14 protein-coding genes are annotated in these 22,561 nt (G+C 47.5%); 6 read left to right on the forward strand and 8 right to left on the reverse strand.

Translation table 11 applies throughout. The annotated features are described in order from the left end of the window. From GZ78_RS30410 to hppD, 3 genes are all read right to left on the reverse strand, one after another. Positions 1 to 215 (reverse strand): hypothetical protein (locus GZ78_RS30410; RefSeq protein ID WP_236631636.1); only part of this gene is annotated, 215 nt, incomplete at its 3' end. A 127-nt stretch (positions 216 to 342) separates the two neighbouring features. Further along, a complete protein-coding gene (gene phhA, locus GZ78_RS21100; protein ID WP_034840666.1) occupies positions 343 to 1,134 on the reverse strand; it encodes a phenylalanine 4-monooxygenase in 792 nt (263 codons plus the stop codon). Between the two features lie 264 nt (positions 1,135 to 1,398). Further along, positions 1,399 to 2,487, reverse strand: a complete 1,089-nt coding sequence (gene hppD / locus GZ78_RS21105) for a 4-hydroxyphenylpyruvate dioxygenase (protein WP_034840668.1) — start codon at positions 2,485 to 2,487, stop codon at positions 1,399 to 1,401. Positions 2,488 to 2,841: 354 nt separating this feature from the next. Between hppD and GZ78_RS21110 the strand changes: the two genes are divergently transcribed. Beyond that, the gene (locus GZ78_RS21110; RefSeq protein ID WP_034840670.1) at positions 2,842 to 3,309 is read left to right on the forward strand and encodes an Lrp/AsnC family transcriptional regulator; all 468 of its coding nucleotides are present in this window, start codon (positions 2,842 to 2,844) and stop codon (positions 3,307 to 3,309) included. A gap of 75 nt (positions 3,310 to 3,384) precedes the next feature. Here GZ78_RS21110 and GZ78_RS21115 read toward each other — a convergent pair whose 3' ends face one another. After that, the gene (locus GZ78_RS21115) at positions 3,385 to 4,776 is read right to left on the reverse strand and encodes a mannose-1-phosphate guanylyltransferase/mannose-6-phosphate isomerase (protein WP_034840672.1); all 1,392 of its coding nucleotides are present in this window, start codon (positions 4,774 to 4,776) and stop codon (positions 3,385 to 3,387) included. Positions 4,777 to 5,010: 234 nt separating this feature from the next. Here GZ78_RS21115 and GZ78_RS21120 point away from each other — a divergent pair, with 234 nt between their 5' ends. The 5 genes from GZ78_RS21120 to GZ78_RS21140 all read left to right on the forward strand — a co-directional run bounded on the left by GZ78_RS21120 (position 5,011) and on the right by GZ78_RS21140 (position 14,704). Next, entirely contained in the window at positions 5,011 to 5,568 is a 558-nt protein-coding gene (locus GZ78_RS21120) for a hypothetical protein (protein WP_034840675.1), read from the forward strand. Positions 5,569 to 5,799: 231 nt separating this feature from the next. Next, positions 5,800 to 7,998 (forward strand): hypothetical protein, encoded by a 2,199-nt coding sequence (locus GZ78_RS21125; protein WP_236631637.1) that lies wholly within the window; start codon positions 5,800 to 5,802, stop codon positions 7,996 to 7,998. Between the two features lie 414 nt (positions 7,999 to 8,412). Next, the gene (locus GZ78_RS21130; protein WP_034840678.1) at positions 8,413 to 9,717 is read left to right on the forward strand and encodes an OprD family outer membrane porin; all 1,305 of its coding nucleotides are present in this window, start codon (positions 8,413 to 8,415) and stop codon (positions 9,715 to 9,717) included. A 149-nt stretch (positions 9,718 to 9,866) separates the two neighbouring features. Then, positions 9,867 to 11,438: a bifunctional UDP-sugar hydrolase/5'-nucleotidase UshA gene (ushA, locus tag GZ78_RS21135; protein ID WP_051786449.1), complete on the forward strand. Its 1,572-nt coding sequence runs from the start codon at positions 9,867 to 9,869 to the stop codon at positions 11,436 to 11,438. A 155-nt stretch (positions 11,439 to 11,593) separates the two neighbouring features. Further along, positions 11,594 to 14,704 (forward strand): ExeM/NucH family extracellular endonuclease, encoded by a 3,111-nt coding sequence (locus GZ78_RS21140; RefSeq protein WP_051786415.1) that lies wholly within the window; start codon positions 11,594 to 11,596, stop codon positions 14,702 to 14,704. 174 nt (positions 14,705 to 14,878) lie between these two features. On the opposite strand, the gene GZ78_RS21145 is transcribed toward GZ78_RS21140, so the two are convergent. The 4 genes from GZ78_RS21145 to clpX all read right to left on the reverse strand — a co-directional run bounded on the left by GZ78_RS21145 (position 14,879) and on the right by clpX (position 22,458). Further along, positions 14,879 to 16,789, reverse strand: coding sequence for a SurA N-terminal domain-containing protein (locus GZ78_RS21145; protein WP_081869979.1), 1,911 nt, complete (start codon positions 16,787 to 16,789; stop codon positions 14,879 to 14,881). Positions 16,790 to 17,120: 331 nt separating this feature from the next. After that, entirely contained in the window at positions 17,121 to 17,423 is a 303-nt protein-coding gene (locus GZ78_RS21150; RefSeq protein ID WP_161787463.1) for an HU family DNA-binding protein, read from the reverse strand. 680 nt (positions 17,424 to 18,103) lie between these two features. Then, positions 18,104 to 20,521, reverse strand: a complete 2,418-nt coding sequence (lon, locus tag GZ78_RS21155; protein WP_051786416.1) for an endopeptidase La — start codon at positions 20,519 to 20,521, stop codon at positions 18,104 to 18,106. 647 nt (positions 20,522 to 21,168) lie between these two features. Next, complete coding sequence (gene clpX, locus GZ78_RS21160) at positions 21,169 to 22,458, reverse strand: ATP-dependent Clp protease ATP-binding subunit ClpX (protein ID WP_034840684.1); 1,290 nt, start codon at positions 22,456 to 22,458, stop codon at positions 21,169 to 21,171. Positions 22,459 to 22,561 lie beyond the last annotated feature (103 nt).

Genomic DNA, 22,561 nt, shown 5'->3' on the forward strand with positions numbered 1-22,561 from the left:
GACATCCATTCTTCAGCATGGGCATAGGAATCTTGACCTGCCCCACCCTCATATCGAATCTCAGGCTCTTCAGAGATAGCCAGCACCAGGACAATGAATAAGCCACCTATTCCCAGCAGTAACAGAGCATTGAACCAAACAAAAATCTGTGAAACGAAAGGCGCTCTCACATTTAATAAGCGAAATGAAAGGAGTCTCTTAATCCTTTTGCCCATGATCGCCGCCATATACCTGGATATGGAGTGTATCGACCAGAGATCATGAGAATTTTATTGAAATGATGATCAGACCTGACGACTCAGCCAACCTTCCAATATCAGCTTTGAGTCAGTCACAGTCCAGTCAGGCCGTTTTTGGTGGGAACTTTGGCTCCAGCAAACCTAACTTCATTGATTCATGGACTTTTGCCATCAGGTCCATCTCGGTAAGGCTATGCAACTCACTCAGTGACTGGATAATAAAGTAAACGGGCTGGAGAATATCGATTCGGTAGGGTGTTCTCAAAGCCTCTAAAATATCAAATGGCAGGCGATCAGGATCACTGCTTTCCAAGGCATAAAGCGTTTCTTTGTAACTGGAGAGAATACCGCCTCCATAAATTCGAAGTCCGTCACGGGTAGCCACCAGACCAAACTCAACGGTCATCCAGTACAGTCTGGCAAGATAAATTCTTTCTTCCTTACTGGCTTTCAGGCCGAGCTCACCATAGATTGCTGTCAGCTGAGCAAAATCCGGGTTAGTCAGTAACGGACAATGGCCAAAAACTTCATGGAAAATATCCGGCTCCTGGAGATAATCCAGCTCTTCCCGGGTACGGATAAAAGTTGCAACTGGAAACTGACGATTAGCCAGCAATTCAAAAAAACGGTCAAAAGAAATCAGGGCAGGTACCCTGGCTACCGACCAGCCGGTGCAGTCTCTCAGCTTCTCATTGATATCATTGAGCTGAGGAATTGCTTCAGCAGAAAGCCCGAGTATATCCAGACCGTCAATAAATTCCAGGCAGGCTCTGTTTTCAATCACCTTGATCTGCCGCTCATATAGTATGCGCCAGGTTTCATGCTCTTCGGCTGGATACTCAATAAAGCCATGTTCATCAGGCTTTCGGGCTACATACTGAGTGGGCTTCTTCAATCTAAGATTCCTTTTACTATGAAAATGCATCACGACCAGAGTCCGTAATCATTTTCATAGTTCATGGCTGTTTGAGAAAACACTTCAATTCGCAGAGCATTAAATGCAGGCACTTTTACAAGGAAAATACAGCCCTATCAGAACTGTAGCCATTTTCAAGATTCTTGGTAAGCTGCAGTTTCTGCTCATGCTGTTTGATGCATGACCCTGTTTTAGATCAGGTAGAGGATAGACTTTTCCCCTACCTGAGAAATAACAGATAGATTAGCTGTCCTGCAAGACCCCTCTGCGGATCTGATCTCGCTCCAGACTTTCAAACAGTGCTTTGAAATTACCTTCACCGAATCCTTCATCACCTTTGCGCTGGATAATCTCAAAGAAGATCGGCCCAATGGCCGTTTCAGTAAAGATTTGCAGTAGCAAGCCGCCGTCTGCAGTGGGCGCACCATCCATCAGAATAGCCCTGGTTTTAAGCGCTTCAACGTCTTCACCATGCCATGGCAGTCGTTCATGGAGCATTTCGTAATAGGTTTCTGGAGGAGGAGTCATGAACTTGACTCCCAGATCCTTCATTTTGTCTACTGCCTCATAAATATTTCCAGCCGTCAGCGCAATGTGCTGAATCCCCTCTCCCTTGTATTGCTCCAGATACTCTTCAATCTGGCTCTTGTCATCAGAAGATTCGTTAATGGGAATCTTGACCTTACCGCAGGGACTGGTCATGGCTCTCGACTTCAGGCCAGTCAATTTACCTTCGATATCAAAATAACGAATTTCACGAAAATTGAAGAGCGTTTCATAAAAGCCGGCCCATTTATCCATATTGCCACGAGCCACATTGTGAGTCAGATGATCAAGTACTTCCAGACCAACTTCAGACTCAGCTTTTAACGCCTGATCAAATTCAAAGTCATCATCATACATACTGCCCGCAGGTCCATAACGCTCTACCAGATAAACAAGAGCGCCACCTATCCCAACAATACAGGGGATTTCCCGACCATCAACTGAGTATTCTGACTCACCCTGTTCTGCCCCTAAATTAATGGCCCGCTCCAACGCGTAGTTTGCATCCGCCACACGTATACCAAAAGCACAAGCACAAGGCCCATGCTTGTCGTGGAAACGTCGACCAAAACTGCTAACCTCCCCATTCACCAAAAAGTGTATATCGCCTTGTTTGTAAAGGGTGATATTCCTGCTTTTGTGGTGAGCTGACGCCTGAAACCCCAGGCTGGAGAAAAACTCATGAAGCGCCTCAGGTGTTGCAGAAGCAAACTCCACAAACTCGAAACCGTCTGTCCCCATGGGATTAATGTCAGAAACCTTTGCAGAATGGCCAATACCTTTCATGAATTACCCTCAGTATATGGAATGAATCCGGGCTCACATTCCTTGTAAAGTCCGCTATGCTGTCTATCGGCCAACCTTGGCGCATCAGCAATTTGTAAGAATTATTCTGAGCTTGCAGGACTTAAGCGTTTTTGCATAAACGGCCTTGAATCCCTCAGGTTCTCCGCCCCTGATTATTGTAGTTAGTCTTCAGGGACAAGCATTCCAGTGGTACCCGCTTGGCAACGGTATAAATGGAAAGAGCTGCATCCACTGTTTAAATAGAGTATAAAAGGGTGGTCATGCAAAATGGTTGCGACATAAAAAGTAATAAGACATGATCATGCAAATTGATTGCATGCCAGGACCGTATTCATGATGGCTGAATCATTAGATAAGTACGACGTGAGTCTTCTGGATAGCCTTCAGAAGGAAGATGGTGTGTCCCTGGCCGACCTGGCTCACAGGGTCAATCTGTCCAGTTCACAGTGTTCCAGACGGATCAATCGCCTCAAAAAACTGGGATATATCAAAAAGCAGGTAGCGCAGCTGAACCCCAAGGCATTAGGGCTTGATGTGTCTGCTTTTGTCACTGTGACTCTGGAAAAGCACGGAAAACATTCAGCCGAAAGCTTCCAGACGTCTATCTTGCATATGGATCAGATCCTTGAGTGCCATTCCATCACCGGCGATGGGGACTACCTTCTCAAAGTCATGGCACTCAACAGTCAGGCTCTTAATGAATTTATCATGAAAGAATTGCTGACCCTGCCCGGTGTCAGTCATGTTAAAACAGCACTGGCCCTGGCATCGGTTAAATCCACTACTGCCTTACCGTTATGAGTTGAAAGGGGTATTTATTCAGGCTGAAACATATTCAGAGATCTATACCCCTAACCCTGATATGTTTCTTCCCAATTACTCAGACTCAATTCGATCAATATCCTCTTCCGAAATCGTCAGCCCCGTCTGAGTTTCAATGATTTCAAGAGACCCGCTACCCATATTTTCCAACCGGTGTTTAAGCTGACTTTTAATATTGATCGATTCCCCTGGCCCCAGATCATGCACCTGCCCTTCTACACTAACCCGGGCCTGTCCCTTGAGGACAACCCAGCTTTCTGATCTCAGCATGTGGCTGTGCTCAGATAATGATGCCCCCGGGAGTATGTTGAGTTTCCTGACACAATAGCCTTCTTCAACCGACAAATTCTTGTAATGTCCCCAAGGACGAAATATTTCTTCTTCCTGCTGTGCTAATGAAATAGTCGAAGAGTCCTGAAACTGCTTTGCCAGTTTTCCCACATCCTGAACATGATCAGCCGACGCCACCATTACCGCATCGTGACTGTCTACGATCACCAGATTTTCAACACCCACTGCAGCAATAGTTCTGTGACCCGAGCGTATGTAATTGTTCTTGCAATGCTCAACTATGGCCTTGCCCTTGATGACATTTCCTGCACTGTCTGGCTCAGAACATGCCTGAAGAGAGGTCCAGCTGCCAATGTCTGACCAGCCACAGGAAACAGGGACTACCACTCCTTTTCGGGTATGCTCCATGACGGCATAGTCGATAGAGCTGGATGGACTGCTTCCGTAAGCCTTTTCGTTAATTCGAAGGAATTGCAGATCTTCACGCAAACTGCACAAAGCCTTATGGCAAGCCACCACGATACCAGGCTCATTGCGTTGCAGTTCATCCAAATAGGCCTCAGGCTGAAACATGAAAATACCACTGTTCCAGTAATAATCACCGGACTCCACATAGGCTCTGGCATTTGACAGGTCAGGCTTTTCACGAAAGCTGTCTATCCGAAAAGCATTTCCATTCTTGCCACCACGTTTGATATAGCCATAACCGGTATGGGGTTCCTCAGCTTCAACACCTAGAGTGACAAGTGCGCCTGTTAAAGCATGTTGTTCTGCCACTTTGAGAGCCTCCTGGAATGCTTTTACATCCAGAATTCTATGATCAGCAGGCAACACCAATAATGGATCATTCTGTCCAAGAGCTATTTTCTGTAATGCGACCAGAGCCAGTGCCGGGGCCGTATTTCTGGCTACCGGCTCAAGAAATATAGCTTCCAGTGGCTGATTGATCTGGCGGCTGTGCTCCAGCACCTTGAATCGATGGGATTCATGACAGATCACAATGGGTTTTTGCTCAGTGACTCCCCTCAATCGAAGTAAAGTCTCCTGAATCAGAGAGTGATCCGAGAGCAACTTCAGGAACTGTTTTGGATGGTCTTTCCGGCTTAAAGGCCACAGGCGAGTACCACTGCCCCCTGAAAGAATAACCGGTATCATTCGTTCTTCACCTTATACTGCGGGCTTATGATTCTTTGAATCCCTTGAGGACATAGTACTGTCGAACACTCCGTCATGGAACTCCCATGCAAACAATTGATGACAATTCTATAAACTTCAATCAGTGAGCCTTCCCATAAACACTTTTAACGGTAAAAGAGCAAAACTCTCAATTTATGACTAGCTTATAGCCCATGCTTATCTTCACGTTTTTACTCAGCCCGGAGAACGGTTATGCAAGAGTATGAAGAAATGATGGGAGAGCTCATTGAACTGGGTATCAATGCCAACCCGGTAGCTCCCTTTTCCTGCTGTATTCTGGATCCCTGCGGTCAGATACTGGTGACGGCAGCTTACGCTCGTCACATCAGCCCTTTGTTCAGCGCTGAAGGGTTGGCTCTGCACGCTCTCGTCCAAAATTATCATGTCCGCCGCGATCAGGAACTGATTCTGCTGACCAATGCCGAGCCAGAATGTGCCGCGATGTCCACTATTCTCTGGTGTAAAATGCACGACATCAACATTGCCAAAATAGTCTTTGGTGCTTCCAGAAGCCAGCTCAGAGAACTCTGGGGTTGCACTTTTGGCTTCGAATCCAGAGAAATACTGGAGCGTGCCGATACAGACAGCGAGTTCCGACCTGAGATGATAGGCCCCATACTGGCCGATGACTGCCTGGAAGCCTTCGAAGACGCCAAAGCACTACTGGACCAGGGCGACCGCCCTGTACTTTCGATGGATCTGGACGATTTCTGGCTACCCGGTGACTGGATGCTTGAACTGGAAGACTAGGAGGCTGTTGTCAGATCCCAGTTGATGTTAGAGGCGTTTCGCCTGAATCCCGACAGAACCCTAGCCTGAAAACGGGGGTAATTCTGAACAAACAGAGAGCGTTCCAGTAAATATATTGACTACTGACGCTCTCTCAACTGGCTAACTGTCTCTTTTCTCACTATTTTTTTATTAGGGCTCTAAAGATATGCACTGAGCACCATCAGCCTTTTCATGGAAGATTATGCCAACATGCGGATCGCCAGTTTTGTCAGCTCAGCTTATCACTCTTTAGCAAGTGGGCTTAATCGCACCTCCGGCCTTTGGCTGGGTCACAAGGTCAGAGTCCTCCCCCCACAGAACACTCTGCCAAACAGGCAACCCTTCTCGGCAAAAACACTTCAACAGTGGCAAATATTCTCTATAGGTACAGGAGAGGAACTCCTGCAGTTACGGAACAAGAGGCTAAGACAGCGCGAACTGGATCGTTTTGTGGGCTCACTTGAGAATCACTACTCCGACTTTTACGACAGCAAAGACCAATTGCGCAGTAAAGTCGCTTTCGTACTGACAGAACTTGGACTGGCAGCTGGACAAAGAGACTCACTGAAACCCTCGGGGTTCTTCGCCTCAAAGCTCAACGACAGAAAATTATTTCTGCTGGACCGCTATCTCTCATGCCCGGACCCTGTTGAATTTGGTCGAACATGGCTCAATGATGGAGGCACCCTTGATCAGGGCTTCGTGTTCCATTGCGTTTATCCCGCAAGAGCAGGAGACGCTCCCCTTTATTCAAATGATGAATTAAACCAGATGGGTTTTATCCGCAGAAGCAGCGACGATAGCTACACTTTAGTCTCTGTCGGGATCACACATCATCATCTGGAAAAAATGGAACGAGTGCGAAAATCCCGTCCCGTTCAATCATTGGTTTCTGAACAAAAAGGTCTCATGACCTTAAAAAAACTGAAATCCTTCTGCCACTCATTAGCACCATTTGTGGGCGAGCCCCTGCAGAGTGAGCTCCAGAAGCCATTAGAAGAAGATAATCTGCACCACTTACTTGAACTGACAATCCACCCCAGCATTCAGTACTTCAAAGGGCTGGATCAATCAATACAACGCTTTGTCAATGCACTTCAATCCCATCAGGCTTTGGAACAGCAGCTTGCCAAAGCAGAAAACACAGATCCTGTTCAACCGGTTTTAATGGAATGCCTGGTTGCATTGTCTTCAGCTTCCCTGGACGAAAATACGCAAACAATACTGACAGGCATATTTTCCGATATTCAACAACAGCAATTAACCGAAGAAAGGCTTAATCATTACATCATCGCACTTCTGGTTCAGGCACCAGAACAAGCCAGAATGCTTAGCCATCTATTTTCCCTAATGGCCAGGAATCTAATTGATATAGCGCCTGACAGTGCTATCCAGAACACTCCCTGGCAACACTCCTTTCACAAGGATTTTAATTTAATCGTTCAGCAAGTGGAGCGATTCAACTCAATGGACAGAGATTTAAGAAAGTTCTATGTCACCGAGATCCCATCATTATTGGCACAAGTCACTGAAAGCAGCGATGACTTTTCCAGTGACAAAGGCTTATCGCGCCTGTTTGGACTGATTGAGGAAGTTCACGATGCTTGTTCACTATCGAGTATTTCCTCTGAAACCCGTCAAATGATTAAAGTCCCTTCTGAACAATGGCTAAACCATATAACAGGGGACATCACAAAAAGACTGCCGGTTGCGCTGAAGTATGCTCTTCATGAAGAAGAAAGCGTTTCCCCAGAGTTTCTGGGTGTTGAAAAGATGATGAAAAAAGAGTGGCAATCCATTTTGGACAGCATCAACCGTTCCGATGAAATGTTGAGCCAATTTGAAAAAGATCGCCCGAGAACAGACTTCCAACTCAAAGTTGCCAGTGGCAGCAGAAAGAGAAGAAAAGACCAGAATTTTTCTCATATCAGTCATACATTGCAAACCACACAACTGATGCGTTTTCTAGGCAACAGACATGCTGCCAGAACCTTGTCAAAACTACTGACCCAGACTTTTGCAGCCTATCAAACCAAGCTGGAAACCTATCGCTTAAGACAGGTTACGCCTTTTCTACTAACCCCCATGGGCAGAGATCCAAACGACAGTAACCTCGTTACGGTCACACAACTGGCAGACGGAAACCTCGCTGTTGATTACACAATGACAGCCAGCAAACCTTCCTATTTACTGGGCGCCAGGGGTGCAGGCATTATGGGACTGAAAACCTATCAGATATCGGGCCGGTCTATTGTATCCATGGAGTCCCTGAAACGGGGTATTGTTCAAGCAACTGAACCGGAAGTCACGGTTAAGCTGAATACCAGAGACGGTCAAATTGACTGGTACGTTGATGGCAACGATCAACTGGAACAAATCCCCTGCCCTTATTTACCTTCAGAAGAATAAAATATCATTAAACTCACCCTCCTCTGCTTAAAAGCCTTCACTTAACTTTTACAAAAACTGCCCCTCTGTTTAATCACTGAGAACACTTCCTGTTAATCAAACCGATTAACTCCGTTATGTTTTTTTTGTTAAGAGCACAATTGTCGTTTAAAAACTTACAAATCATTATGCCCGTAAAATCAGGAGGTAAATTCAATTTAAAATATCTGACTACTAAGTCAACAAACTTATAAATTTATGATGCAAATTAATTTAACTAGCACTAAAATCCAAAATCCGATCGTACCTGCTCATAAAGCAGCATGAATCGCTGACACCATTATGGTCATAGGGGCTTTCCAATGGCATTAAAATTGCTTGGGAATGACTGACCATAACAATAAATACAACAAGCACAACACCCAGGGAGTTACGATGTACCGGAAGAGTACACTTTGTTTAGCTATTACTGCAGCTATCACTGCAGCTATCACTGCAGCTATCACAGCAACAACAGCCCACGCAGATTTCAGCTCACTTTATGAAGACGCCACCATCGGCGGCAAGCTGAGAACGGTCTATATCGACGCAGACAAAAAAGAAGGTGGACGCGATGCAGGTGCATGGACTGCCAGTGCAGTCATCAACCTAAAGTCTGGCTACGCTTTTGACACCATCGGTTTTGATGCCTCTTACTACGGAGCCGCTGCCATTGATGACGGCGACACCAAAGACCCTAAAAACCTGCTGACCTATGGCAATAAAAATGGCATGAGCAAGCTTGGTCAGGCTTACCTGAAAGCCAAGTTTGGCAGCAAAGACTTAGGCGCTTCTTTCAAAGCTGGCCGTACCCGTATCTACACCGGCCTGATTTCGGGCTCCGGTTCTCGCTCTATCCCCAGTTCCTGGCAGGGTATCGATGCTGACTTTAACTTCAGCGGACTGAATCTCGGCCTTGCCTGGGTTAATGCTGTTCTGCCTAGAGACACTGCAGGCATGAAGCACATGGAAACCTACGAAGGCAAGCGTATTGATTCCATCCTGGGCATGGAAGCGAACTACAAAATCGATAACTTCAGCCTCAAATACATGAATGGCTTCGCCAAAGATTACCTGAAAGGCCATCAGTTCATTGTTAAGCATCACACCAAAATGGCCGACGGCAACGGCTTGACTCTGGAAGGTAACTACCGTATTTCCCAGGAGAACGGTGACCTCTGGAGCGGCCGTGGTGGCTGGGGTGGTAACGGTTTTGGCGATAAAGCCCAGACTTTTGACTTCAATACCAAGTACTCCTTCGGTGCTGCCTATGTTCGCGCCGGTCTGGGTTACACCACTGCTGACTCTTACACCTACGGTGGTGTAGAGAAGACAGGTCGTCATTACTACGACTTCGGCCGTTACTCCTACGGTGCCTGGAACACCTGGACCCATTCCGGTCTGATTGAAGAGTTCTACTGGGATGGTGAAAAAGTCGTAGCCCTTGGTTTCGGTTATAACTTCGCCGACGCAGGCTTCAAAGGTTTGACCATCGATTACAAATTCCGCCACGGTTCCGGCATTGACGTAGCAGGCGGCGGTGACGCTTCTGAAACCGAACACGGGATTGATGTGAAGTACAAGTTCAAGAACGTTAAAGGTTTGAGCACACGCGTTCGCTACGCAATGTACACCCACGACAATGTACCTGGCGAAAACGACGAAAACCAGCTGCGTGTTTACCTGGACTACAAGTTCTGATTGTAAACCCGCACTGTACAGTGTGCACGATCCACTCCCCCCACAGGGGGAGTGGTTCTCATAATAAGAAATTGGCTGTAAGTGTCGTCTGACATCCTGGCAGGGCGGCCTATCATAACAATGAAATCAGTCAACCAAGGATGCCTTCTATGCAAGTACTGCGACACGGTATGAAGCTGTTTACTGCAACAGCTCTGGCCCTCTCTATCAGCGGCTGCTCTCTCGTTCAAACTCAACCCGAAGTCAGCTACCAGCAAGACAAAACCTACAAACTGACCATTCTTCACACCAATGACCACCACGGTCATTTCTGGCAGGATCGTAAAGGCCGTTACGGCATGGCTGCCCGTATGACTCTGGTTAACCAGATTCGTGAAGAGGTTCAGGCTGAAGGTGGTAATGTACTGTTACTGTCCGGTGGCGACATCAACACCGGTGTTCCCGAATCCGACCTGCAGGACGCCGTTCCCGACTTCATGGGGATGAACCTGCTTGGTTATGACGCCATGGCCGTAGGTAACCACGAATTTGATAATCCACGTGCCATTCTCGACATGCAGAAAGACCTGGCCAAGTTCCCATTCCTGTCAGCCAACATTATTGACGACAAAACCGGTGAACCTCTCTTCAAGCCATACACTCTCATCGACGTGAACGGTTTGCGTGTAGCCATCATGGGTCTTACTACAACCGATACACCAAAACAGACCAGCCCAGAGAATGTTACCGGCCTGACTTTTCAAGAGCCTGTAGATGTGGCTTCCAGACTGGTGCCTGAACTGGAAAAGAAAGCGGATGTCATCATCGCCTCCACTCACATGGGCCACTATGTCGACGCTAATTTCGGCGTGAACGCACCTGGTGACGTTACCCTGGCCAGAAACGTTGACGGAATTGATCTGATTGTCGGCGGTCACTCTCAAGACCCATTGTTCAAGCCAGACCAGCAAAACGGAACTTACATTGTACAAGCACAGGAATGGGGCAAATTCGTTGGCCGTGCTGACTTTGAATTTAAAAACGGCGACCTGACCCTGGTTGACTACAAACTAATAGCAGTAAACCCCAAAAATGCCGAAGTAAAGATCGCTCAGGACCCTGCCATGGTGGAACTGCTTGAGCCATACCAGAAGAAAGGCGCCAAACTGGTAGAGGAAAAAGTGGGCACTGTTGATCAACGCTTGCTAGGCGAACGTAAAGAAGTCCGTTTTGAACCGACTAATCTGGGCACTCTGCTGACAGAAGCCTTCATGGCCAAGACCGGGGCTGATTTTGCGGTAATGAACGGTGGCGGCATTCGCGCCAGCATCGACGAAGGTGAAATCACTTACAAAGATGTCCTGACTGTTCTGCCTTTTGGCAATACTCTGACCACGGTTGAAATGAACGGCCAGGAAGTTCTGGACTATCTTGCGGTCGTTGCAGCCAAGCCTACTAACAGCGGTGCTTTTGCTCATTTTTCAGGCATTGAGATGATGATTAATGACGGCAAGGTCAGTGACGTCAAAGTAGCGGGTGACAAGATCGACACAGACAAAACCTACAAGATGGCCATCCTGAGTTTCTCTGCTGGCGGTGGCGACAAATACCCCAAGCTGACCGACAAAGTGGGTTTTGTTGATACCGGCTTCCTGGATGCAGACGTTCTTAAGGAATACGTTGAAAACAACTCACCTCTGAAAGTGGCTAATCATAAGCCCGAAGGTGTTGTTCGCCAGTAAAGTGCGTCAACGATAAAACCTATGCGCCTGCTGAACTTCAGTCAGGTGCACTCTCCTTTCTCAAAGCAGTAGTTATATAACTGTCATTTTCGACATGTATCGTCGTACAAAAACAATAAGCAGTTATGACAACAACTAAGAACGAGTAAAACACTGTGAAAAATAACCTGACCCCGCTGGCTATGGCTATTGCGGTAGGCACTGCTCTACCCTCTTTTGCTCAGGCCGACTTTATTATTTCTGAATACGTCGAAGGCAGCAGCTACGAAAAAGCCATTGAGCTATTTAATAACAGTGGTTCCACCATAGACCTTTCTCACTATCAGTTAGTTAAGTTCACCAACGGCAATGCCTCATCCAAAAGCACCCTCGCCCTGTCTGGCAGCCTCCCTGATGGCGGCACCTATGTCATTGCTCACAGCAATGCGAGCGACGCTCTGAAAGCCAGAGCTCAGCAGTTGAACAGCTCAGTTACCAACTTTAATGGTGACGACCCCATTGAACTACAGACCAGTGAAGGACAGACCATCGACCAGGTCGGTGTATTTGGGGATGTTAATTTTGGCAAGGACAAAACACTGTCAAGAAAGTCCAGCGCTCTTGCTGCCAATACCACGTACCAGACGACTGACTGGGATGCACTGGCTAAAAACACCATCAAAGGTCTTGGCAATGCTCCGACAGATGGCGGAACTCCACCCCCTCCCGCCTGGGTTTGCGAAGGTGAACTGACAGCGGTTTACGACATTCAGGGTGAAGGCGACACCAGCCCACTGGTACCAGAGGGCAGTTTCTCGGGTGATACTGTTACCGTTAAAGGTATTGTTACTAAACGAGTTGAATCTCTGTACAAGGGCTTCTTCATCCAAGACGCAAAAGGTGATAACAATGACCTGACCTCAGACGGTATCTTTATTTACACCGGCAGCGCACCTGCAGACGACATTAAGGAAGGCTCCGTCGTCTGCCTGCAAGGTCAGGTTAAAGAATTCTTCAGTCAAACCCAGGTTTCCATGACTGAAACAAACTACCAGGTGCTTGAAGAGAGTCAGACTGCCTCCCCAACCTACCTGCAGCTGGACCCAAGCCTGCCTTTGGAAGATCAGCTGGAAGCTTATGAAGGTATGCTGGTCACAACCACAGACTCCGCCCTGGTGGTGACACGTAACTTCGGCTTTGATTTCAAGAGTTTTAGAAACAATATGGTGCTATCACTGTCAGCACCGCTTTATAAACCAACCCAAAAGCATCCAGCTTTGAGCGACGAAGCCAAACAGCTCGCTGCTAGCAACGACAAGGGGCATCTGTTTGTTGAAACAGATCAAAAACCAGCCAATGGCGACTTGCCCTATTTCAGCGGCTTCAATGCAGAAGACGGCTACATCCGCATAGGTGACAAGGTAGAGAATCTGGAAGGTGTCATTGGTTTCAGCTACGGCGAATACCGTCTGATCACAGCTACTGATGAGAACTTGATTGCAGCTGACTTCCAGCATGACTTCTCAGACCGTACCAGCCAGCCTGAACTGCCAGCCAACAGAGACCTGACTATTGCCAGCTTTAATGTACTCAACTACTTCAATTCAGGAGTGGGCGGTGACAGCAATCCACTGAGCCAGAACCGTGGTGCTGGCAGCAATGAAGCGGATTTCAACAAGCAGCGCACCAAAATCATCAATGCCATGATTGAAATGGACGCAGATATCATCGGGCTGATGGAAATTGAAAATAATGGTTTTGGACAAGCTTCGGCCATTCAGGACCTGATCAACGGCCTGAATGCCGAACTGCAAAACAGTGAAGACCACTATCAGTTTGTAACATCGCCTGATGGCGGTGTCATTGGCACCGATGCGATTACCGTTGGCTTGCTTTATCGTCCTGCCAAAGTATCCCTGGACGGAACTTCAGAGATTATCGAGATGCCGGCTCAGCGAGCTGAGTATCAGGCACTGCAGGGAGGCGAAGAAGTTACCAAAAGCCTGTTCAAGGGCCAGCGTAACGCACTGGTACAAACTTTCGGAGTCAAACTGGAAGATGGACAGCAACGTGATCTGACCGTTGTCGTTAATCACCTGAAATCCAAAGGCTCTCAATGCTACAACGACTTCGTTGAATATCAGCAACCTGTCCCGCTGAACAGCAGCGGCAGAATCGATGAGCGCAATGCCAAACGAATCGATGGGTACGTTGACGACCTTCAAGGCAGTTGTAATGAATTCAGACTGTCTGCTGCCGACGTTCTGGGTCACTATATGCGCGGCAATACGGCAGGTGACGTGCTGATTTTAGGAGATATCAACGCCTACGGTAAAGAAGACCCTGTACGCCTGCTGACCGATTACGCGGGTGAAGGTCGAAAACTGATTACAGCACCCTACACCTTCATAGCAGACCAACCTCTGGATGGAACTCAGGGACGTGAACTGAACACAGGTTATGGTTACATTAATCTGGCTGAATTCATGCTGGGCACCGATGCTTTCTCCTACAGCTTTGACGGTGAGCTGGGCAGTCTCGACCACGTTCTGGGCTCCGGTTCAATTACCGCCAAACTTAATGCTGTGACCGACTGGCACATCAACTCTCTGGAAAACAGCCTGTTTGAATACAGCCGCAAATATTCCGGTGATCTGGAGAAATCAGACAACGTCTACCGCTCTTCTGACCATGACCCTGTCATCCTGACGCTGGACTACAGCTTGTCTGAAACGCAGACCATCAGGGTCAGCGATATTCCAGATGGAAAAGTCTCTCTTGAAATGACTGACTACAACAGCGACATTATTGCCAGCTGGGGTATTGCTTATCCTGAATTCGCTGACAAGAATGAGCACCAGACTGCCCTGCTCTCTGCTGACGATGAACTGTTGAAACTCTCTGCCATAGAGACACTGAATTCAGACGAAGTCCTGTATCTGGACAGCGTTTCCACAGCCTGGTCTCTGGCTCTGAAAAAAGAGCACAGTCTTGAATCTCTTCTGGCTATGGAAGATTCTGAACTTCGCAGAGCCAAACTGGATCTCAAGCGTCGTGATATCACCCGAGCAGCAACAGCCATTGAACTGTCAAAGGTACTGGATTTGAATAGCAACACGTTCGTAAATGCTGTTCTGGAAAACCCAAGCCTGTCTCTACCTAAAGTCATGACAGAAGTTCTGGAACTGGACCTAAAGCGTCGAGAGGCTCGCGCACTGGTCAGAGGCATCAAAAGTTATACAAAACCAGCTGTAAAAGCCTCAAGAAGAGAGATCATTCGAGGTTAATATTGATAGAGAGGATTCAGAGAACATTCTGAGTTCTCTCTTAACTTCGAGAAAAGAAAGACTGACAAAACAGGCTTCAAAGACCCCCCCTTTCATTGGCAACATCTGATCATAAAAAAACCCGGCTGATGCCGGGTTTTTTTATGAGTAAAGTATCAGGTCGTAAACCCGTTCTTATAACTCTTCTTCTTTTGTGATTTTGACCTTTGCAGACTCTTTCAGACTCTTCAGGTACTCAGTAAAGAGATTACGTCCGTTACCATTAGCAATGTAACCAGCCATCATTCGATCACGAGCAGCATCTGCCTCAGTGGACTTACCTTCAATGACTTTACTCAGAGCGATCACTGCAATGTCACCATTACTCAGCTCAGCAGTTGCAAAAGTCGACTGACCCACTTCAGGGTGAGGCATTTTAAATGATTCCGTCAGTAATTGCTGAGGAACACCCTGCTGTCTTCTGGCAATCTCTTTGCTCTCAGTCCACTTCAGACCTGCAGACTCCGCCACTTTCTCAAGAGACTCACCTGCAACCAGCTGGGCTTGCAGAGCGTCTGCCTTGCTCACCAGCTGTTCACGTGCCTGTTCAACCTTGATAGCCTGAACAATGCTGTCTTTCACTTCTGCCAATGGACGCAGTTCAGGCTTCAGATGCTTTTTAACTCTCAGCACCATCGCCTTCTTTGGAGACAGTTCAATCAGTTCACTGTTGGCACCCAGCTCAAGTACATCATCACTGAAAGCCGCTGCAATAACTTTTGCATTGGAAGTCAGTTCTGTACTACCACCTTGACGAGTAAACGGACCGGCGGACTGAATAGTCAGGCCCAGTTGCTCTGCTGGCTGAGCAAGATCAGACGCTTCAAAACTGATATCTGCCATCTGACGGGTTTTATCGAGATAAACCGTCTCAGATTCCTGGCTCTTCAAATCAGCCTTGATCTCATCTTTCAGCTCGTTAAAGCTTGGAATGGAAGGCTTCTCGCGGGCAGTCACCTTAATGATCTGCATACCGAAATCGGTCTCAACAGGTGCAGAAACCTGACCTGGCTCCAGAGACGCTACGGTATCATCAAAAGTATCACCAAAAATGCCAGGCTGAACCTGCCCCATATCACCACCCTTGGCAGCGGTTACAGGGTCGTCGGAATACGCTTCTGCCAACTTGGCAAAATCTTCACCCGCCTTAATCTTGGATTCTACTTCAGCAGCAACTTTACGAGCTTCTTCCAGTGAACGCTTTTCACCTGTCTGAATCAGAATAGTGGACACTGTTTGAGTATCTGCAGCATTCTCTTCAATGTCTTGAAGGCGACGCTGGTACTCGTCCTTAATCTCCTGTTCATCAACTTCAAGGTCGCTCACCATGGATGACTTATCCATCTCAACGAAACTGATCTCAACCTGCTCAGGGGTCATGTACTGATCGCCATGGGCTTCATAGTACTCGTTGATCTGTTCGTCGGTAGGCTCAATGCTGTCACGAATTTTAGCGACATCAAGCGTCAACCAGGCGATGTCACGCTTCTGGCTTTCAAGTGCTGTCAGCTTATTGATTTCTGACTGGGTCACAAACTCAGTGCTGGCAACACCTGCCTGAATCTGTTGAAGCACAGTTTCATCACTCAGCAGTACTCGAAACTGGGCAGGTGACATACCAAAGCTGCGGACCATCATCATGAAACGGTCCTGATTGAACTTACCGTCCTGTTGGAATTCAGGCATGCTGATGATCATGGCATCCAGCTCTTTCTGACCGACACCCATTCCGCCATCTTTGGCTTCTTGCAACAACAGAGTGCGATCAATCAGTGACTGGAGAACAGATTCCTTCAGCAGATTTTCATCAATCAGGGATGGATCAAACTGATCACCCATCTGCTGTATCAGCATTCTTCTCTGCTGCTCCAGTGACTGAGTCAACTGGGCACGGGTGATATCTTCGCCGTTAACGGTAGCGACATTAGGATTGTTAGGATTAGGCGCCAGCGTTTCCAGGCCGGTGATCGCCATCATGAAAGCAATGATGCCGACAACAATAAATGTTACCCAGCTCTTTGCCTTATCCCTCATTGATTGGAGCATACTAACCTCAGGTTCCGGGCTCGCTTTAGCATTATATTCATAGTGACACGAACCTGATGTTCGGGCCTTGCGAAGGTAACTCCACTAACCTCTCACAAGAAAACACTCTCAGAGAAGTAGCGTCAGGTGTAGCTGATCTGGCCTGCAATTGATATTTTTGAAATGGAACTTCAGAAATTTCAGGCCTTACCAACAAAAAAAGCGCATCACAGGATGCGCCTTTTCGGAAAGCAGCAAAAAATTAACAGTCTTTGATGATACCAACTGCAGATTCTTGCCACAGTTCCTTTGTGGTTCACTGAAGTCTCAGGACTTCATCCCAGGCGCGTGATCAGTTAACCGCGTCCTTGAGAGCTTTACCAGCCTTGAAGCTAGGAATCTTGGCAGCAGCAATCTCAATAGGCTCACCGGTCTGAGGGTTACGGCCAGTACGAGCCGCACGCTCTTTAACAGCGAAAGTGCCAAAGCCAACCAGGACAACTTGCTCACCATCTTTCAGTGCAGTGGTGACAGAGTTAATCATGGCGTCCAGGGCACGACCAGCGGCAGCCTTGGGAAGGTCAGCAGATGCCGCAATTGCTTCAATCAGCTCGGACTTGTTCACTCTATTCCCCTTCTTTGTACGATGCTTTATATAGCCAAAAATAGCTAGTTGGTACCGGAGACAGACATACTGATCCAGATACCATACCCAACGGGCGCTTTGCTATGCTGCGTGATTTTAGCTGAAAACTCAAGCAATAGCGCAGGTTACCCGCTAATTTCTGCAGTTTTCTGCGTAATCTGGTCGCATGTACCAATCAAACAGTTAACAACAGTTCTTCGTTTATTGCAAAACGGCCATACCCTCTTCGAATCACAGTCATACGTTCCACCTGAAACGACTGGACAGGATCTGGAAACAAAACAGAATCTATTGAGTAGTGTGGTTTTATCCGAAATGTATAAACACTGGAGCCAGTCAGACAGAAGACCGACAGACTCCCCAAGCTCCAGAACCATTCCAGAGCTCACATAGTCGTAGCAATCGCAGTTTATACCAATGGCCAATGGGGACTGTCAACAGCTGAAATGCCCGTCAATACTGCCTCTCCGCACTATTTTACAAAATAGACAGAAATCAGACGATTCAAGCACCTGAACGAACACACAGGCAGTAAAAATAAAGCAGGTATATCAGAACAAACCCGCAGAAAGCCTGTAGTAACCACCCCACCAGGATTTCCGTTGCGAAACCATTTTTACGATGAAAAATTTTCCATAAAAAAAGGCCAACACCACAGTGTTAGCCTTTTTCAGATGGATCAATGATGATCAGTGAGTCTTGATAGCACTACCCTGTTCAGGAGCCGCTTTCGTTTTGACACCCTTCACCTGCTCTCCACTGTTCGCAGTGGGCATATATTGCAACGCAATCTCCAGCACTTCATCAATCCACTTCACCGGAACAATGTTAAGATCTTCCTTAATGTTCTCTGGAATTTCCTTCAGGTCACGGCGATTCTCCTCAGGAATCACTACGGTCTTGATTCCACCACGGTGAGCTGCCAGCAGCTTCTCTTTCAAGCCACCAATGGCTAACACCTGCCCTCTGAGGGTAATCTCACCGGTCATGGCCACATCAGCTTTAACCGGAATATCAGTCAGCACAGAAACCAGCGCTGTACACATTCCAATACCGGCACTGGGGCCATCTTTAGGTGTCGCACCTTCAGGAACATGGATGTGCAGGTCATTCTTCTGATGGAAGTCTTCAGGAATGCCTAATGTCTGTGATCTACTGCGCACGACGGTGAGAGCAGCCTGAATAGACTCCTGCATGACATCACCCAGAGAGCCTGTCTTGGTAATCTGCCCCTTGCCAGGAACTGCCATAGACTCAATGGTCAGCAGCTCGCCACCGACCTGTGTCCAGGCCAGACCGGTTACTTGCCCAACCTGATCCTGATCTTCTGCCTTGCCGAAACTGAACTTGCGAACACCCAGGAAGTATTCCAGGGATTCCGGCGTCACCTTATCATGACGATCTTCGACAGACAGAGCCTCATCCTTCACGGCCTTACGGCAAATTTTAGCGATCTCTCTTTCCAGGCCACGAACACCCGCCTCACGAGTGTAATAACGAATCACATCACGAACCGCATCTTCTTCAAACTCCAGCTCTTTGGCTTTCAGACCACTGTTCTTGATCTGCTTGGTCACCAGGTAACGCTGGGCAATATTAACCTTTTCGTCTTCGGTGTAACCCGGAATCCGGATCACTTCCATACGATCCAGCAGAGGCGCCGGAATATCCATGGAGTTGGAGGTGCAGACAAACATGACATCAGAGAGGTCATAGTCCACTTCCAGATAGTGATCATTGAAAGAGTTATTCTGTTCAGGATCCAGCACCTCCAGCAGTGCTGAAGACGGATCCCCTCTCATGTCAGACCCCATCTTGTCGATTTCATCCAGCAGGAAGAGCGGGTTACGCACTTCGGACTTAGCCATTTTCTGGATCAGCTTGCCGGGCATAGAGCCAATATAGGTTCTTCTGTGGCCCCGAATCTCAGCCTCATCCCTTACACCACCCAATGCCATACGAACAAATTTACGGTTCGTTGCACGAGCGATGGATTCACCCAGGGACGTTTTACCTACACCCGGAGGCCCAACCAGACACAGCACAGGCCCTTTAATCTTGCGCACACGTTTCTGGACAGCTAAATATTCCAGAATGCGTTCCTTCACCTCGTCCAGACCATAGTGCTCTGCTTCGAGGATATCCTGGGCACGCTTCATGTCATGACGGACTTTACTGCGCTTCTTCCAGGGCACGGCAATCATCCAGTCGATATAACCGCGAACCACAGTGGCTTCGGCAGACATCGGCGACATCATCTTGAGCTTATTAAGCTCCGCCTGGGCCTTTTCTTTGGCCTCAGCAGGCATACCCGCATCATCAATCTTTTGTTTCAGTTCATCGAGTTCATTGGGTGTCTCATCCATATCACCCAACTCTTTCTGAATAGCTTTCATCTGCTCATTCAGATAGTACTCTCGCTGACTGCGCTCCATCTGTTTTTTGACGCGGCCACGAATTTTCTTTTCAACCTGCAGGAAATCCAGCTCACCCTGCATAATACCAATCAGGTATTCGAGACGCTCACCCAGGTCTTCGACTTCAAGCACCTTTTGCTTGTCTTCGATTTTCATGGGCATATGAGCAGCAACGGTATCAATCAGCTTGGAAGGCACCGTAATACCTGCCAGCGAAGTCAGAACTTCCGAAGGCACTTTCTTGCTCAGCTGAACATACTGTTCAAACTGTGACATCAATGAGCGAATAAGAACTTCTGACTCTCGATCACCCACTTCCGGCTCAAGCATTTCCTGAGCTTCAGCCGTCACTAAATCATTGTCTTCATTCAGGTGGTTGATAGCGACACGGCTTTCACCCTCTACCAACACCTTCACAGTACCATCAGGCAGCTTGAGTAACTGCAAAATACTGGCGACTGTACCTACCTGAAAAATATCATTCACGGCAGGATCATCCACCTGGGCATTTTTCTGAGCCACCAGGAGGATCTTCTTATCTTGCTCCATAGCCAGATCAAGGGCCTGTATTGATTTATCACGCCCAACAAACAGCGGAATTACCATGTGCGGATAAACCACCACATCCCTGAGAGGTAGCAATGGCAGCTCAAAGGGCTCTGACAGATGCAAAGTATCGTTGTTATCCATGACTCAGTCCCCTTTACGGCATTTCGACTTACATGACCCCGGTATTATAAAAGCTCCGGAATAGCTTAAAACGGGCTGCGTTTATGGTGACGGCAGAACCGTTTGCTTAAGGGTTAAGATGCTTCTTTTTTGCGGAAATTACAATAGTGTTTATTGCTTCAAACTATGGTAAATTGGTACGAATCGGACGATCCCTCAATCATTATCTCTCGCCTGACTTCCAGCGTCTCCACGTTAACTCAGACCTTATCTTAAAAAATACATACGCCTGACAATAATAGTCAGGGACGTTAGCACCGGCCTTAAAAAATCGAAAAACCACAAGACTTACACCCTAAAACCGCACGACATCAATCAGAATGCTTGAAGCCCGCTCACCTTTACCGCTTTAGATTAAACACAATATACCCATCGCCTTTCAAGATGCTACGTTGTTGCCAGCGTTCGCTCACCCTGATCACCTACTACTTGCAGGCTCACAGGGCTTCGCTCACTTGTCGCCTGGTAGCATCTTGAAATCCAATGGGTATAGACGACTACCGGCAGAAAATAAGAATCCTAGTCCAACTTCCGATAAAAAATCACACCCCAAAAAAGCAAAAAGCCCTGCATTAAGCAGGGCTTTTATTCAGACAACCTCAGGAGAATCAGCCGTTATCAGGCAGAGCCTTCTGGGCTTCTGTATTCTCATAAATCAATAGTGGTTCAGACTTACCTTCAATCACAGAAGAATCAATGACCACTTTGGACACAGTCTTCTCAGAAGGAATATCGTACATGGATTCCAGAAGAACACCTTCAAGAATAGAACGCAGACCACGAGCTCCGGTCTTGCGCTCCATGGCTTTTTTGGCCACGGCCTGCAGAGCATCTTCACGGAAGTCAACATCCACACTCTCCATCTCAAACAGTTTCGCATACTGCTTGGTCAGGGCATTCTTCGGCTCGGTCAGAATACGCACCAGCGCTTCTTCATCCAGCTCTTCCAGCGTAGCAATAACGGGCAGACGTCCGATAAATTCAGGAATCAGACCGAACTTCACCAGATCTTCCGGCTCAACCTCTTTAAAGGTCTCGCTCAAATCCTTCTTGTCGTCCTTGCTCTTCACTTCAGCAGAGAAGCCAATTCCACCTTTGTCAGTACGATCCCGGATCACCTTGTCCAAGCCCGCAAAAGCACCGCCACAAATAAACAGGATATTGGAGGTATCTACCTGCAGGAACTCCTGCTGGGGATGCTTGCGCCCACCCTGTGGTGGTACAGAAGCTACCGTACCTTCAATCAACTTGAGCAGAGCCTGCTGAACACCTTCACCGGAAACATCACGGGTGATAGAAGGGTTATCAGACTTTCTGGAGATCTTGTCGATTTCATCAATGTAGACAATACCCACCTGGGCTTTTTCTACATCATAGTCACACTTCTGAAGCAGCTTCTGGATGATATTTTCAACATCCTCACCCACATAACCCGCTTCAGTCAGCGTAGTCGCATCAGCAATGGTGAACGGTACGTTCAACAACCTTGCCAGCGTCTCAGCCAACAGTGTTTTACCACTACCCGTAGGTCCGAGCAGCATAATGTTACTCTTACCGAGCTCTACGTCGTCTTTTTTCTTGTCACCGTAACGCAGACGCTTGTAGTGGTTATAAACAGCCACCGACAACACTTTCTTAGCGCGCGGTTGACCGATCACATATTCGTCGAGAATATCCTTGATTTCCCGGGGTGTCGGCAACTTGTCGGAGGAAGTCTCGGTTTCGCTGTCCTGAATCTCTTCACGGATGATGTCATTGCAAAGATCAACACATTCATCGCAAATAAATACGGAAGGGCCGGCAATGAGCTTGCGAACCTCATGCTGACTTTTTCCGCAGAAAGAGCAATACAGCAACTTACCGTTATCTTCACCCTTGCCGCTAGTTTCGTCGGTCATTCGATTACCCTGTTGTAGGAACAACACCTGTCATAAAAAACAAGATGCAGGCATTGGGGCGTATTTTCAAGTGTCAAACAGGAGAAATTACAGAAAAACAGTC

Origin of the sequence: Endozoicomonas numazuensis (assembly GCF_000722635.1) — a bacterium.
Lineage (GTDB): Bacteria > Pseudomonadota > Gammaproteobacteria > Pseudomonadales > Endozoicomonadaceae > Endozoicomonas_A > Endozoicomonas_A numazuensis.